This window comes from Actinospineispora eucalypti, from assembly GCF_039543365.1.
GTDB classification, from domain to species: Bacteria; Actinomycetota; Actinomycetes; order Mycobacteriales; family Pseudonocardiaceae; genus Pseudonocardia; species Pseudonocardia eucalypti.
Map to the genome: position 1 here is coordinate 271,627 of NZ_BAABJP010000068.1, position 14,098 is coordinate 285,724.

At 72.6% G+C, this 14,098-nt stretch carries 13 protein-coding genes; 3 read left to right on the forward strand and 10 right to left on the reverse strand.

The window, feature by feature from the left end:
* Nucleotides 1–28 precede the first annotated feature (28 nt).
* Genes ABEB12_RS41615 through ABEB12_RS41640 form a run of 6 tightly spaced genes read right to left on the reverse strand, consistent with a single transcriptional unit; the run spans nt 29 to nt 5,934 of the window.
* The gene (locus ABEB12_RS41615; protein ID WP_185065808.1) at nt 29–1,441 is read right to left on the reverse strand and encodes an FAD-dependent oxidoreductase; all 1,413 of its coding nucleotides are present in this window, start codon (nt 1,439–1,441) and stop codon (nt 29–31) included.
* The gene (locus ABEB12_RS41620; RefSeq protein ID WP_185065809.1) at nt 1,438–2,556 is read right to left on the reverse strand and encodes an ATP-binding cassette domain-containing protein; all 1,119 of its coding nucleotides are present in this window, start codon (nt 2,554–2,556) and stop codon (nt 1,438–1,440) included. The genes ABEB12_RS41615 and ABEB12_RS41620 overlap by 4 nt, the downstream gene beginning before the upstream one ends.
* Nucleotides 2,546–3,355 carry an ABC transporter permease subunit gene (locus ABEB12_RS41625; RefSeq protein WP_185065810.1) on the reverse strand — a complete coding sequence of 270 codons (810 nt, stop codon included), beginning with the start codon at nt 3,353–3,355 and terminating at the stop codon, nt 2,546–2,548. The genes ABEB12_RS41620 and ABEB12_RS41625 overlap by 11 nt, the downstream gene beginning before the upstream one ends.
* The gene (locus tag ABEB12_RS41630; RefSeq protein WP_185065811.1) at nt 3,352–4,242 is read right to left on the reverse strand and encodes an ABC transporter permease subunit; all 891 of its coding nucleotides are present in this window, start codon (nt 4,240–4,242) and stop codon (nt 3,352–3,354) included. Before ABEB12_RS41630 ends, ABEB12_RS41625 begins: the two co-directional genes overlap by 4 nt.
* Before the next feature lie 2 nt (nt 4,243–4,244).
* Nucleotides 4,245–5,375: an extracellular solute-binding protein gene (locus ABEB12_RS41635; RefSeq protein ID WP_185065812.1), complete on the reverse strand. Its 1,131-nt coding sequence runs from the start codon at nt 5,373–5,375 to the stop codon at nt 4,245–4,247.
* 10 nt (nt 5,376–5,385) lie between these two features.
* Complete coding sequence (locus ABEB12_RS41640) at nt 5,386–5,934, reverse strand: cupin domain-containing protein (RefSeq protein ID WP_185065813.1); 549 nt, start codon at nt 5,932–5,934, stop codon at nt 5,386–5,388.
* A gap of 111 nt (nt 5,935–6,045) precedes the next feature.
* Between ABEB12_RS41640 and ABEB12_RS41645 the strand changes: the two genes are divergently transcribed.
* Entirely contained in the window at nt 6,046–6,837 is a 792-nt protein-coding gene (locus ABEB12_RS41645) for an alpha/beta fold hydrolase (protein WP_185065814.1), read from the forward strand.
* 213 nt (nt 6,838–7,050) lie between these two features.
* Here ABEB12_RS41645 and ABEB12_RS41650 read toward each other — a convergent pair whose 3' ends face one another.
* Nucleotides 7,051–8,733, reverse strand: coding sequence for an AMP-binding protein (locus ABEB12_RS41650; RefSeq protein WP_185065815.1), 1,683 nt, complete (start codon nt 8,731–8,733; stop codon nt 7,051–7,053).
* 84 nt (nt 8,734–8,817) lie between these two features.
* Entirely contained in the window at nt 8,818–9,417 is a 600-nt protein-coding gene (locus ABEB12_RS41655; RefSeq protein WP_185065816.1) for a TetR family transcriptional regulator, read from the reverse strand.
* 39 nt (nt 9,418–9,456) lie between these two features.
* Between ABEB12_RS41655 and ABEB12_RS41660 the strand changes: the two genes are divergently transcribed.
* Both ABEB12_RS41660 and ABEB12_RS41665 read left to right on the forward strand, forming a co-directional pair.
* Nucleotides 9,457–10,617, forward strand: coding sequence for an acyl-CoA dehydrogenase family protein (locus tag ABEB12_RS41660; protein WP_425572323.1), 1,161 nt, complete (start codon nt 9,457–9,459; stop codon nt 10,615–10,617).
* 97 nt (nt 10,618–10,714) lie between these two features.
* A complete protein-coding gene (locus tag ABEB12_RS41665) occupies nt 10,715–11,227 on the forward strand; it encodes a VOC family protein (protein WP_185065818.1) in 513 nt (170 codons plus the stop codon).
* 5 nt (nt 11,228–11,232) lie between these two features.
* On the opposite strand, the gene ABEB12_RS41670 is transcribed toward ABEB12_RS41665, so the two are convergent.
* Nucleotides 11,233–12,390: an aminotransferase class I/II-fold pyridoxal phosphate-dependent enzyme gene (locus tag ABEB12_RS41670; protein WP_185065819.1), complete on the reverse strand. Its 1,158-nt coding sequence runs from the start codon at nt 12,388–12,390 to the stop codon at nt 11,233–11,235.
* Nucleotides 12,387–13,973, reverse strand: coding sequence for an amino acid permease (locus ABEB12_RS41675; RefSeq protein WP_185065820.1), 1,587 nt, complete (start codon nt 13,971–13,973; stop codon nt 12,387–12,389). The genes ABEB12_RS41670 and ABEB12_RS41675 overlap by 4 nt, the downstream gene beginning before the upstream one ends.
* Nucleotides 13,974–14,098 lie beyond the last annotated feature (125 nt).

The following is a 14,098-nucleotide window of genomic DNA, read 5'->3' on the forward strand; positions in this document are numbered from 1 at the left end:
AGTTGGTGTCAAGCGGGCGGGACGCGGGTCACCGTCCGGTGAGGCGGTTGGCGAAACGGGTGATCCGGCTGGGTTGCCGCAGGCCGGTGGCCTCGCGGCGGTCCGCCTCCCGGTAGAGCAGGTACATGGCGCGCACGCCCAGCCAGCGCAGCGGTTCGGGCTCCCACCGGCGCACCCGCCGGTTGGTCCACGGCAGGTGTACCAGCTCGGTGTCCCGGCGCAGCACCAGGTCGGCGAGCGTGCGGCCGGCCAGGTTGGTGGTGGTGAGACCACTTCCCACGTAGCCGCCGGCCCAGCCGAGGCCGGTCGCCGGGTCCAGGGTGACGCTCGCGCACCAGTCGCGCGGTACCCCGAGCACCCCGCACCAGGCCCGGGTCAGCGGGATGCCCGCGGTGGCGGGGAACTGGCTGTGCAGGATCGCGGCCAGCGACTCGATGGTCCACCGCTGGGTCATGCCGTCGCGGTCGGTGCGCGAGCCGTAGCGGTAGGGCACGCCCCGGCCGCCGATCGCGATGCGGCCGTCGGCGGTGCGCTGGGCGTAGCTGTAGGCGTTCGCGCTGTCCCCGACCAGCTCGGCGCCGTCCCAGCCGATCTCGGCCCAGACGTGCTCGGGCAGCGGCTCGGTGGCCACCATGGAGGAGTTCATCGGCAACCACTCCCGCCGCCGGCCGGCGATCGACGCGGTGTAGCCCTCCAGGCAGCGCAGCACGTGCTCGGCGTGGACCACGCCGTGCGGCGTGACGGCCCGGCCGGGCCCGATGGCGGTGACCTCGGTGCCCTCGTAGATCGTCACGCCCAGCCGGCGAACGGCATCGGCGATGCCGCGCACCAGCTTGGCCGGCTGGACCCGGGCGCAGTGCGGGCTGTAGACGGCGCCCAGCGCGCCCTCCACCCGGACCCGTTCGTGCACCTCGCCCCGGCTCAGCCGCCGCTCGTGCGACTCGTCGATGCCCCAGGTGGCGTGATGGGCGAGGGTCTGGTCGATCCGGGCCAGCTGGGGTTCGGAACGGGCGACGTGCATGACGCCGTTCTTCACGATGTCGGCGTCGATGCCCTCCTTGTCGCACACCGTGATCACCTCGTCCACGGCCTGCTCCATCGCGCGGACCAGCCGGACCACGCCGTCCCGGCCACCGGTGGCGGCGTAGCGCTCCAGGTTGCCGGCGAGCTCGGCGGACAGCCACCCGCCGTTGCGCCCGGAGGCGCCGAAGCCGGCGAACTCCTTCTCCAGCACGGCGATCCGCAGGTCCGGCTGGTGGGTGGCCAGGTGGTACGCCGTCCAGAGCCCGGTCAGCCCGCCGCCCACGATGCACACGTCGACGGACGCGTCGCCGGGCAGCGCCGGGCCGCGCGCCGGGATGCCGATCTCGTCGTACCAGAGCGAGACGCGGCCGTTGAGCAGGCCGGACACGTCGCCGGAGTGATAGGTCCTGTCGGTCATGAGCTGCCGTTCCGGTTGGGGAGTGCGGTGGCGTCGGCGGCGTCGAAGGTGAGCCACACCGGGTCGCCGGGGCGGGCGTCGCCGCGCCCGGTCGTGGGCTCGCGGACGTGCGCCTCGGATCCGTCCGGCAGCCGGACCAGCACCTTGCGGGCGTTGCCCAGGTAGACCTGGTCGACCACGTCGCCGGGCACGGCGTTGCGGCCGGCCGGCGGGTCGTCGGTGCTCCGGGGAACCAGCGTGATGCGTTCCGGGCGGAGCATGACGACGGCGTCGGCGGCGTCCAGCGGCGTGCCGCGCTCGGCCCGGACGCGCCGGCCGAACACCTCCACGACCGAGGCGGGGCCGTCGACCCGGGATCGGCCGGGCAGCAGGGTCGACTCGCCGAGGAAGCGGGCGACGAACATCGAGCCGGGGGACTCGTAGAGCTCCTCCCCGGTACCGACCTGCTCGATCCGGCCGTGGTTGAACACGGCGATCCGGTCGGACAGCGCCAACGCCTCGTCCTGGTCGTGGGTGACGAACACGAAGGTGGTGCCCAGCTCGGCGTGGATGTGCCGGATCTCCAGCTGGAGCTGGTCGCGCAGCTTCTTGTCCAGCGCGCCGAGGGGTTCGTCCATGAGCAGCACCCCGGGCCGATACACCACCGCGCGGGCCAGCGCGACCCGCTGTTGCTGGCCGCCGGACAGCTCGCGCGGCCGGCGGCGGGCGAAGCCGTCGAGGCCGACCAGGCCGAGCGCCTCGGCGACCATGGTGTGCCGGGCCCGGCGGTCGATCCGGCGCTGGCGCAGCGGGTACTCGACGTTCTCGCCCACCGACATGTGCGGGAACAGTGCGTAGTTCTGGAACACCATGCCCAGGTCACGCCGGTGGGTGGGGACGTCGTCCACCCGCTGCCCGTCGACCAGGATCTCGCCCGAGCTCACCGGCACGAAACCGGCCAGCATGTTGAGGGTGGTGGTCTTCCCGGAGCCGCTCGGGCCGAGCAGCGTGACGAACTCGCCGGCGGCGATCCGCAGGTCTATCGCGTCCACCACCGGCCCGCCGTCGTAGACCTTGGTCAGTGCGCGGAGCTCGATCGAAGCGCCCGCTCCGGCGGTGCGCGGTTCACCCGGCATGGGACCTCCTCGTGGTCAGGATGCCGCCGGCCACCGTGATCACCGTGGTCACGACCAGGATCAGCGAGGACGCCGCCGCGATGGTCGGGTCGGTGTCCCGGGTGACGGAGCCGTACATCTTCACCGGCAGCGTCTGCAGGTACGGGCTCTGGATGAACAGCGAGAGCACCACCTCGTCGAAGCTGGTGGCGAAGGCGAACAGGGCTCCGGACCCGATCCCGGGGGCGATGACGGGCAGCGTCACGTGCCGGAAGGTCGTCCACCGGCCGGCGCCGCACACGGCGGAGGCGTCCTCGAGCTGCCGGTCGAACTGGCGCAGGCTGTTCGACACGGCGATCAGCACCAGCGGCAGCGCGAGCACGGTGTGCGCGCCGACGAACCCGGCGAGCGTGCCGGTGAGGTGCCAACGCAGGAACAGCGCGTACACGCCGACCGCGAGCACGATGACCGGGATGATCAGTGGCGCGATCAGCCAGCCGCGGATCGGGGCGTTGGCCCGGTGCTGGTGGCGGGCCATGCCCAGCGCCGCCGCCGTGCCCACCGCGGTGGCCAGCAGGGCCACCAGCAGCCCGACCTGGAGGCTGGAGAACAGCGCGCGCCGCCAGCTCCGGTCGGTGAAGAACCGCTCGTACCACTGGGTGGACCAGCCGCTGGGCGGGAACGCGAAGGACGGCTTGTCGGTGAAGCTGAGCGGTATCACCACCAGGGAGGGCGCCACCAGCCAGATCGCCACCAGCGCCCCGAGGCACCACAGCAGCACCCGCGCCGGGTCGGGCGCCCAGTCGGGCCGCGGCCTCACGACAGCCCCCGTGAGCGCCGCACCGACCGCCAGGCGGCGAGCGTGCCGGCCGCCGCCGCGAGCAGTGCGCCGGTGATCACCAGCAGGGAAAGCCCCATGGCCCCGCCCCGGCCCCACTCCAGCAGGCCGGAGACCTGCGCGAAGATCTGCTGGCTGATCAGCGAGCTGTCCGGCGAACCGAGCAGCGCCGGCGTGACGTAGAAGCCGAGGCTGCTGATGAACACCAGCAGCGACCCGGCGCCCACCCCGGGCAGCGACAGCGGCAGCCAGATGCGCAGGAACGTGGTGGCCGGCCGGGCGCCCAGGGTGGCGCTGGCCGACAGCAGCCCCCGGTCGATCCGGGTCATCGTGGCGTAGATCGGCATCACCATCAGCGGCAGCAGGATCTGGGCCATGCCGATCACCACGCCGGCCGTGGTGCGGATCAGCGACCACCGGCCCAGGCCGGCGGCGGCCAGCGCGTTGTTGACCAGCCCGTTGTCCTGCAACAGGATCACCCAGGCGAAGGTCCGCACCATCAGGCTGGTCCAGAACGGCATCAGCACGATGATCGTCAGCACCATCCGGGCCCGGGGCGAGGCGCTGGCCATCAGGTAGGCGTAGCCGTAACCCACCACCGCGCAGCTCAGCGTCACCAGGCCGGCGGCGGTGAAGGTGCGCACCAGCACCGCCCGCTGCACCGGATCGCTCAGGTACCAGCCGATGTTGCCGAGGAAGCCGGCGCCGTCGGTGGCGGTCAGCCAGACCACGAACACCAGCGGGAGCAGGAAGAACGCCGCCATCAGCAGCAGCGACGGGCTCAGCAGCAGCCACCAGGAACGGGTCGCCCGCTGCCGTTGCCGGCCGGCCAGCGCGGCGTCGGTGGTCAGCACTTCGGCGTAGGCCATCGCTACCTGCCCCCCGAGAGCCAGTCGTTGTACCGCTTGATCGCGGTGTCCAGGTTCGCCGCCCACCAGCCCAGGTCGATCCGCACCGCCAGCCGCTTCTTCTCCGGCGTGGTGGTCAGGAAGGAGGCGGCCAGCGGGTCCAGCCGGGGCGCGGCGTCGACATGGATCGGGCTGTAGCTGGTGAGCTCGGTCAGCCGCGCCTGCTGGCGGGCGCCCAGGTAGTAGTTGATGAACGCCATGGACGCCTTCGGCGAGCGGGCGTTCTTCGGCACCGAGACCGCGTCGAACACCGGGAAGAACTGGTTCCACTGCACGGCGTAGGGAGCGCCGTTGCGCACCGCCCCGTAGGCCCGCCCGGACCAGATCATCGACATGTCCACCTCGCCGGACTCCAGCAGCTGCTGGGCCTGCGCTCCGGTGGTCCAGAACACCGTGTCGCCCCGGATCGTGCTCATCTTGCGCAGCGCCCGGTCCATGTCCAGCGGGTACAGCGCGTCCGGGGCCACGCCGTCGGCGATCAGCGCGGCCTCCATCGGGCCGGGCGCGGCGTCGCCCGGGGTGCCCACGATCGACCGCTTGCCGGGGAATCGGGCGGTGTCGAAGAAGTCCCGCCAGCCGGTCGGCGGGTTGGCGCCGTACTTGCGGGTGTTGTAGGCGAGCACGTACCCGTAGCTCATCGCCGGTATGGAGCAGGCGTTGATCCGGAGGTCCTCCGGGATCTTGCTGGTGTCCACGATCGCCGGGTCCAGCGGCTGGAACAGGGTTCCGCAGTTGGCCGCCGCGAACACCCCGTCGGTGTCCACGATGTCCCAGGAGACGTTGTCCCAGCGCACCTGGGCCTGCAGTTTGGCCTGGTCGGTGGGGCCGTCGCCGAGCATTTCCGCGCCGGACTCGGCGGCGAACGGCTCGACGGCCGCCTTCTCCTGTCCCTCCTGGAACAGGCCGCCGTAGGAGACGAAGGTGAGGATGTAGTCGCGCAGCGCGCCGGTCTTCACCGTGCCGGCCACCGGCGGCCCGGCGCCCAGGTCGAGCTTCGCGGGGTCGGGTGCGCCCGGTGCGCACGCGCTCAGCACGGCCAGCCCGGCGGCCAGCGCGGTCAGTCCTCGGCGGGTCGGTGCTGGTCGTCGGGCCATCGCGCGTCCCCTATCCGCGGTGCGGCGGTGAGATGATCCACAGGACCTCGGCGACGTCGGTGCCGAGGTTGCGGGCGGTGTGCGGCACGTCGGTGCGGTACTCGATGCTGTCCCCGTCGGACAGCCGGTAGAGCGTTCCGTCGAGGCTGACCTCGACCTGGCCCCGGACCACCAGGAACATCTCCTGGGCCTCGCCGTGGGTGTACGGGTCGCCGGTGCCCTCGCCCGGGGCCAGCTCGCCGCAGTACACCTCCAGGTTGCGCAGCGGGCGGCGGGACAGCAGGTACTTCTTCGACCGGCCGCCCGTCGGCAGCTCCGAGCGGTCGGCCCGGCGAAGCACCCGCGACGCCGTCAGGTCGTCGTCGCCAAACAGGTCGGCCGTGGTCAGCCCGAGTGCGGTGGCGATCCCCCGCAGCGTGCTCACCGTGGCGTTCGCGTTGCCCCGCTCGATCTGGCTGAGGAACCCCGGCGAGATCCCGGCCGCCGAGGCCACCGAGCGCAGGCTCTGACCCCCGTGCTCCCGCAGCTCGCGGATCCGGGCGCCCAGCTCGGCGGTCATTCCGGCACCTCCGCAAACGGGTCGTTTAGTGACAGAAAACATAGTGATTGCTCGCGTCCCGCGCAAGGGTTGCCGAAAGCCGCCGGTAAGCCCCGCGCGGACACTGGGGCCATGCCGCACGCGCACACCAACGGACAGCGTCTGCACTACCGGCGAAGCGGGCGCGGCGAGCCGTTGTTGCTGGTGCAGGGGATGAGCGGGCATCACCGCTTCTGGGGTGAGTCGTTCCTGGCACTGTTGGAGGCCGACTACGACGTGGTGGCCTACGACCACCGGGGGATCGGCACCAGTTCGCGCGCCGACGACCCGTTCTCCATCGCGGACCTGGCCGACGACGCGGCGGGCCTGCTGGACGCGCTCGGCTGGTCGGGTGCGCACGTCTTCGGCATCTCGCTGGGCGGCATGATCGGCCAGGAGCTGGCGCTGCGGCACCCGGAGCGGGTGCGCACGCTGACCCTCGGATGCACCTGGGCAGGCGGCCCGGAGGGCGTCATGGGCGAGGCGTCGCACGAGATCGTGGCGGCGATCGGTGCGCGAGAGGTGGAGCGCGCGTTGACCACCGGGTACGAGGCCAACCTCTCACCCCGGTACCGGGCGGACCCGGGACACTTCGCCACCTACCGGGAATGCGCGCTGGCGGTGCGGGTCCCGGCGCCGGTGGTGCAGATGCAGTTCCGGGCCGCGCTGGCGCACGACACCGCCGACCGGCTGCCGGGCGTGCGCACGCCCACCCTGGTGCTGCACGGCACGGGGGACGTGGGGATCCCGGCGGTCAACGGCGAGCGCATCGCCGCGCTCGTCCCCGGCGCGCGCCTGCACCTGTTCGACGGCGCCGGACACCTGTTCTGGTGGGAGGAACCCGAGGCCACGGCGGCCCTCCTGCGCGAGCACACCCGCAGTTAGCGCTGCCCTGGGAGGTTGCAAACGCGCGCTCGGCTCTTGGGTGGCGTGCCGTCACGTGCGGGCGGGGTATTCGTGGTCAAGTCGCTCTGAGAGATGTTACTGGTCGGTAGAAGGGTCTCTCATGGCGACTTGACCATGAAGGCCCGACGGGCCGTCCTTCGAACCGGCACCGCGCACAGAGCCGCGTGTTCGCGGCTCCCCGGGACAGAGCAACTACGCCGAGTACAGCCCGGCGTGCTCGGTGCGCAGCTTGTACTTGAGGATCTTTCCGCCGACCGTTTCGGGTAGTTGCCCGGCGAACACCACGGCCTTGGGGGTCTCGTAGCCGGCCAGGTGGGCGCGGCAGTGGGCGATCAGCTCGTCGGCCTCGGGAGCGGCTCCCTCGCGCGGCACCACGACGGCGGTGACCGCCTCGCCCCAGTGCTCGTGGGGGAGGCCGATCACCGCCGCGCGGAGCACGTCGGGGTGCTGGTAGAGCACGGCCTCCACCCGCAGGCTGGACACGTTCTCCCCGCCGGTCTTCACGATGTCCTTGTAGCGGTCGAGCATGATCCGCAACCCGTCGTCGTCGACGGCCACGCTGTCGCCGGAGTGGAACCAGCCGCCCCGGAAGGCCTGCCGGGTGGCTTCCAGGTCGCGGTAGTAGCCCGCCGTCATGATCGGTGAGCGGTACACCGCCTCGCCGGCCTGGCCGCCCCGCACCGGCCGGCCCAGCTCGTCGACGACGTCGGAGGCGAGCATCCCGCTCGGCACCCCGACGTAGTTCACCGCCGGCGCGGACCGGGCGTGCGCCGACGGCCAGCGGGTCGGCCAGAAGCGGTGGCAGGCGATGGCCTCGGTCTGGCCGAAGATGCCCAGCGTGACGAACTGCGGTGCTGCCCGGCTCTCCAGTCGCTTGACCAGCGACGGCGCCAGCGCGCCCCAGCCGTAGACCAGCGTGGTGAGCGCCGTCAGGTCCAGCTCGGGCCGGCGGTCGAACTCCTCGGCCAGGGCGGTGACGAACTGCGGGGAGCCGGCCCACAACGCGGTGGAGCGGGACTCCGCGACGGCCGCCGCGACCGGGCCCGGCGCCGGGCGCCGGCCCATGACCAGCTCGCCCCCGGCGACGAAGGCGCCGAAGGGGAAGATCTCGTCGCCGATGTGGTAGATCATCGGCAGGAACGTGCACAGCCGCAGGTCGCTGTCGTGGCGCAGGCCCCGGGACAGCGACAGCGCGAAGTTCAGCCCGGCGGTCTGGGCCGTGTGGTGCGAGAGCATCACCCCCTTCGGCATCGCGGTGGTGCCGGAGGTGAACAACAGCTGCCAGATGTCGTCGCCGTGGATCAGCACGTCGGGCTCGGTGGCCGGCCGGTTCTCGATCAGGTCGGCGAACGCCGGGCTGCCGGCGACCGGCCCGCCGCCGACGGTGACGGTGGCCCCGGGCGCCGGGCCGGTCGCGGCCAGCACCGGTTCGAGCCGGGGCCAGAGCTCCGCGTCCACCAGCACGAACGCCGGCTCGGTCAGCCTGGCCAGGTGCTCGACCACGTCCGGGGCGAGGCCGGGGTTGAGCGGCACGGCGACCATGCCGGCCTTGGCGATCCCGATCTTGGCCAGGAGTGCCTCGACCGAGTTCTCGCAGAACAACAGCACCCGGTCGCCCTCGCGCAGGCCCTCGGCGGCGAGCGCGTGCGCGAACTGGTTGGCGGCGGCGTCGGCCTGCCGGTAGGTGACCGAGGCGAAGCGGTCCGCGCCGTAGGCGCCGTCCACCCCGGTCAGCGCGATCCGGTCCGGGTAGCTCCAGGTCACCCGCTCCAGGATGTCGCCGACCGAGGTGCGTTCCCAGCGGTTGACCGCGCGCCGCCCGCGCAGGGTCTCGACATCGAGCAGGGCCGGGTCGGGCAGGTCGGATCCGGTCATCGGCGCTCCTCCGCTGCGGTGTCCCGGGGTCCAGCATGGCGTGAGCGGGGCCACACGGGCAAGGGGTTAGTGAAACTCTGTTCACTATCGCGCGGGCACTCCGAGGCACCCGTGGGTCATCCGGGCGAGCTGCTCGGCCAGGCGCGCCGGGTCGAGGCCGCTGCGGAAGAACAGGGTCGACTGGATCGCCCCGATCGCCGCGTGCACGGCCAGCCGCAGCTCGCCGTCGGCCAGTTCCGGGCGCAGCGGGGCGAGCACGTGCACCCAGTCCTCGAGGTAGTGCCGCTGCGCCCGGCGCAGCCGCCGGCGGTCCCGCTCGGGCAGGTTGTGCACCTCGCGGTGGTAGACCGCGAGCACGCTGCGGTCCTCGATCGCCACCCGGATGTGGTCTTCCACCAGCGCGGACAGTGCCGTGGCGTCGTCCGGTGCCTCCGCGAGGATGCGCACGGCCCCGTCCTGGAGCCGGTTCATCACCCGGTCCAGCAGGGCAACCAGGATGGCGTCCTTGCTGGCGAAGTGCCGGTACAGCCCGGAGCCGACGATGCCCGCCTCGGCGCCGATGTCGGCCATCCCGATCGTGTGGAAGCCCCGCCTCGCGGCCAGCTCGGCGGCGGCCGTGAGGATCAGCTCCCGGCGGCCCGGGTCGCGGCGGGCGCGGGTGGCCGGCGAGGGTGCGGCGGTCATCTTCTCATCATGGCAGCCGTGCGGTACCGTCCACCATTAGTGAACAGCGAATCACTTTTCGACAGCGATGAGCACCGCGACCTGCGTGCGGCGGTCGGGGCGATCGCCGCGTCCTTCGGCGGGCACTACTACGTCGAGCACGCCCGGGCCGGGCGGGAGTGCACCGAGCTGTGGCACGCGCTGGGGGACGCCGGGTTCATCGGGGTGAACGTGCCCGAGCGGTACGGCGGCGGGGGCGGTGGGCTGGCCGAGCTGACGATCGTGTGCGAGGAGATCGCCGCGCGGGGCGCGCCGATCCTGTTGCTCCTGGTCACCGCCGCCATCTCGGCCGAAGTGATCGCCGAGTTCGGCACCGAGGAGCAGCGCAAGGAGTGGCTGCCCGGGTTGGCCGGCGGCCGCGAGAAGGTCGTCTTCGCCATCACCGAGCCGAACGCCGGCTCCAACACCCACCGGCTGACCACCACCGCCCGCCGGGTCGGCGACGAGTGGGTGCTCGACGGCGAGAAGTACTACATCTCCGGTGTGGACACCGCGCGGGCGCTGCTGCTGGTGGCCCGGACCGGCCGGGACGAGGGCGGCGCCGCGCGGCTGTCCCTGTTCCTGGTCCCGACGGATGCGCCCGGGCTCACGGCCACCCCGCTGCCGGTCGACGTGATGCTCCCGGAGCGGCAGTTCACGCTGCGCCTCGACGGGGTGCGGGTGCCGGCCTCGGCGCTGGTCGGTGCGGAGGGGCAGGGCTTCCGGCAGGTCTTCCACGGGCTCAACCCCGAGCGGATCACCGGGGCCGCGCTGTGCGTCGGCATCGCCCGCTACGCCCTGGAACGCGCGGCGCGGTACGCCCGGGAGCGCGAGGTGTGGGACCGCCCGATCGGCGCGCACCAGGGGGTCGCGCACGTGCTCGCCCAGGCGAAGATCGAGACCGAGCTGGCCGCGCTGATGACCCACCGGGCGGCGGCGCTGCACGACCGGGGCCTTCCGGCGGGGGAGGCGGCCAACATGGCCAAGTACGCCGCCGCCGAGGCCGCCATTGCCGCCGTTGACTCGGCCATCCAGACCCACGGTGGCAACGGCGTCTCGGCCGAGTTCGGGCTGCTGCCCTACTGGGGGCTGGCCCGGCTGCTGCGCATCGCGCCGGTGAACCGGGAGATGATCCTCAACTTCGTCGCCCAGCACAGCCTCGGCCTGCCGAGGTCCTACTGAGCCTCGGCGTGACGTACAGCCACGGCGTCAGGCGACGGGAGCGCCGCCGTTCCCGGCATCCCTAGAGTTCGCCCCGGGAGAGCCTGAGGAGGGCACGATGGGTACGACGGCGGTCGAGCTGAAGCTGGAAGCGGTGGTCATCCCGGTCGCGGACGTGGACCGGGCGAAGGAGTTCTACCGGAACCTCGGCTGGCGGCTGGACGCCGACTTCGCGTTCGACAACGGGTTCCGGATCATCCAGTTCACCCCGCCCGGCTCGGGTGCCTCGGTGCAGTTCGGCACGAACGTGACCACCGCTCCGCCGGGCTCCGCCCAGGGCCTGTACCTGGTCGTCCCGGACATCGAGGCGGCCCGCGAGGCGCTGGCCGCCGTCGGCGTACGGGTGAGCGGGACGTTCCACGCGGAGACCCCGGGTGCCCAGTTCCAGCCGGAAGGCGCGGGCGGCCGCGCCGGCGGGCCGGCGCCCGACCGGTCCAGCTACGGCTCGTTCGCCACGTTCGCCGACCCGGACGGCAACGGCTGGCTGCTGCAGGAGGTCACCACCCGGCGGCCCGGGCGGGTCGACGGCGCCGGGACCAGCTACGCCTCGGCCGCCGAGCTGCCGGTCTGACCGCCTCAGCGGTTGAGGGCGGCCGTGATGCGGGTGACCGCTTCGGTCAGCACCTGGGGCTCGGTGGCCAGGTTGAGCCGGACGAACCCGGTACCGGCCCGGCCGTAGGACACGCCCTCGCCGGTGGCGACCTTGGCGGAGTCGAGCAGCCGGGCGGCCGGCCGGTCGTCCCAGGCGCGCAGGTCCAGCCAGGCGAAGTAGGTGGCGTCCGGGACCTGGTAGAGCGCGCGCAGCCCGGCCCGTTCGAGCAGGTCGGACACCAGGCGCCGGTTGGCGTCGAGGTCGCGCAGTACCGCCGCCAGCCAGGGCTGGCCGTGCTCGAGCGCGGCCACCGTGGCCACCTCGCCCAGCGAGCTCGCCCCGCTGGTCTCCAGGTGCGCCAGCCCGTCCCACACCGTGCGGTCCTCCGGCGCGGTGAGCGCCACGACGGCGGTGCGCAGGCCGGGGAAGTTCCACGCCTTGGTGGCACTGGTGACGGTCACCGTGTGCGCCCGGCTCGCCGGGCTGATCGCGGCGTAGGGCGTGAACCCGGCGCCGAACCGCAGCGGCGCGTGCACCTCGTCGGTGATGACCCGGGCTCCGTGGCGGTCCACCAGCTCGGCCAGCGCGCGCAGCTGGTCGGGTCCGATGACCGCGCCGACCGGGTTGACCGGGTTGCACAGCAGCACGCTGCCGGCGCCGCGAGCGAGCCCGTGCTCGATCGCCTCGAGGTCGAGCCGCCAGCCGTTCTCGTCCAGGCGCAGCGGGGCCTCCAGGTGCTCGCGGTCGACCAGCGCGGCCGCCTCGAAGAACCGGGGGTAGGCGGGGGTGGGGATGACCACCGGCGAGCCGGGGCGGGTGAGCCGGTGCAGGGCGACGCTGATGCCGCGCATGACGTCGGGGACCACGCGGATGTGCTCGGCCCGCACGGAAAGCCCGAGGCCGGACAGCCACGCGGCGGCCGCCGGCGGCACCTTGCTGTGGCTGTCGGGCAGCGGGTAGCCGAGCGCTTCGGCCGCCACCGCGTCCCGGACGGCCTCCAGCACGGGCGGGCAGGCGGAGACGTCCATCTCCGCCACACCCAGGTCGAGGACCTCGGGCGGGTACTCGGACCAGCGTTTGCAGCCCCGCGCGCGGGCGTTGGTGCTGTCCCAGTGCAGGCCCTGCGTGGTCGTCGTGCTCATCGGGTCCTTTCGAGTTGCGAGTTGGGGTTCGGCCGGTCGGTGGTGGAGTCCGCGTCGCGCCGCCACACGATCCCCGACCGCAGCCCGAACCACCAGCCGAGCCCGCAGGCCAGGGCGACGAGGATGCTGTCCACGGGGGCGGGGAGGAAGCCGACGCCGCCGAAACTACCCAGGTAGGACAGCCCGGTGAGGGCCAGCAGCAGGCAGATCATCCACATCCCGCCCCGGTGGCCGGAGCGGCGGGCGCGCCAGAGGTAGATCAGGTAGCCGACCAGGAGCAGCGGGATGGCCACGCGCACCTTGGTCCAGGTCGACCAGTACAGGATCAGCCCGGACAGGACGAAGGAGCTGAACGCTACGGGCTGGCTCCAGCGGCCCAGCCAGCCCCGGTCCGGCGCGGTCGCGTAGAGCACCGACACCGCGATGGACACCGCCGCGTAGCTGAGGCCGTAGTAGAAGCTCAGTGAGCTGGCGATGGACTTCCAGCTGCCGAAGGCCAGGATGATGACCGCGCCGGCGCTGAGGTTGAGCAGCAGCGCCCGCCGGGGGATGCCGCTGCCGGCGTGCACCGAGGCGAAGAACCGGGGCAGGATGCCGTTCTGCGCGGCGCCGTAGCTGTAGCGGCCCTTGACCCCGGCCGAGACCAGCATGCTGCCCGCCGGGGAGAACACCGCGTCGGCGAGCAGCAGCCAGGACAGCCACACCATGCCGACCAGGCTGGCCAGCTCGGCCAGCGGCGAGTTCAGGTTGATCCCGTGCCAGCCCGACCCGAGCATCCCGGTGGGCAGCGTGAACAGCATGGCCAGCTGAAGACCCAGGTACAGGGCGAAGGAGAAGCCCAGGGCGATCAGCGTGGCGCGGGGGACCGTGCGCCGGGCGTCGGCGGCCTCCCCGGACAGCACGGCGGCGGCGTTGATCCCGGTGAACGAGTAGACCAGGCCGCTGCCCACCACGGCGGTCAGCGCGGCGGACAGCCCGTAGGGGGCGAACCCGCCGCCCACCTCGTAGTTGGTCGTGTCGAACCCGCTGGCCAGCAGTAACACCACGGTCAGCGCCGGTACGGCGATCTTGATCGCGGTGACCACGTTGTTCACCCTGGCCACCAGGCGGACGCCGAACATGTTCACGAAGAAGAACAGGCCCAGCACCGCGACGGCGAAGATCCGGCCCGGCACGGTCAGGGTCTCGTGCTCGACCAGACCCGGTATCCACCGGCCGGCGTACTGCATCAGCGCGGTCGCCTCGCTCGGCCCCGCATACACGGCCTGCAGGAACACCGCCCAGCCCACCACCGCGCCGACCATCGGCCCGGAGGCCAGCTGGGGCCACCGCACGTTGCCGCCGGTGACCGGCCACCGGAACGCGAGGTCGATGAACACCAGCGACACCAGCAAGGTCGCGACCCCGGTGATGACCCAGGACAACAACGCCGCCGGGCCGGCCACCTTGGCCGCGTTGTAGGCGGCGAACAGCCAGCCCGATCCGATCACGCTGGACAGGGTCATCGCGGTCAGGGAGACGGTGCCCAGGGCACGGTGCAGCCGGCGGTCCTCTTCGGGGGCGGCTGACGGGTCGGTGGCCACGGTCGGTCCTCCTTCCCCGACCGCCCCTGGCCGGCACCTCGGTGTGCTGACCCGCGATCGGGTGGAACAGATGTCCAAGACCTTGCCCGTTGCCAACATATTGCAGTAGTGGGCGATTGCGTGTC

Bases quoted from the DNA above. Each gene is read 5' to 3' on its own strand.
- ABEB12_RS41615 (WP_185065808.1), bottom strand. From the start codon at position 1,441: ATGACCGACAGGACCTATCACTCCGGCGACGTGTCCGGCCTGCTCAAC.
- ABEB12_RS41620 (WP_185065809.1), bottom strand. From the start codon at position 2,556: ATGCCGGGTGAACCGCGCACCGCCGGAGCGGGCGCTTCGATCGAGCTC.
- ABEB12_RS41630 (WP_185065811.1), bottom strand. From the start codon at position 4,242: ATGGCCTACGCCGAAGTGCTGACCACCGACGCCGCGCTGGCCGGCCGG.
- ABEB12_RS41635 (WP_185065812.1), bottom strand. From the start codon at position 5,375: ATGGCCCGACGACCAGCACCGACCCGCCGAGGACTGACCGCGCTGGCC.
- ABEB12_RS41640 (WP_185065813.1), bottom strand. From the start codon at position 5,934: ATGACCGCCGAGCTGGGCGCCCGGATCCGCGAGCTGCGGGAGCACGGG.
- ABEB12_RS41645 (WP_185065814.1), top strand. From the start codon at position 6,046: ATGCCGCACGCGCACACCAACGGACAGCGTCTGCACTACCGGCGAAGC.
- ABEB12_RS41650 (WP_185065815.1), bottom strand. From the start codon at position 8,733: ATGACCGGATCCGACCTGCCCGACCCGGCCCTGCTCGATGTCGAGACC.
- ABEB12_RS41655 (WP_185065816.1), bottom strand. From the start codon at position 9,417: ATGACCGCCGCACCCTCGCCGGCCACCCGCGCCCGCCGCGACCCGGGC.
- ABEB12_RS41665 (WP_185065818.1), top strand. From the start codon at position 10,715: ATGGGTACGACGGCGGTCGAGCTGAAGCTGGAAGCGGTGGTCATCCCG.
- ABEB12_RS41670 (WP_185065819.1), bottom strand. From the start codon at position 12,390: ATGAGCACGACGACCACGCAGGGCCTGCACTGGGACAGCACCAACGCC.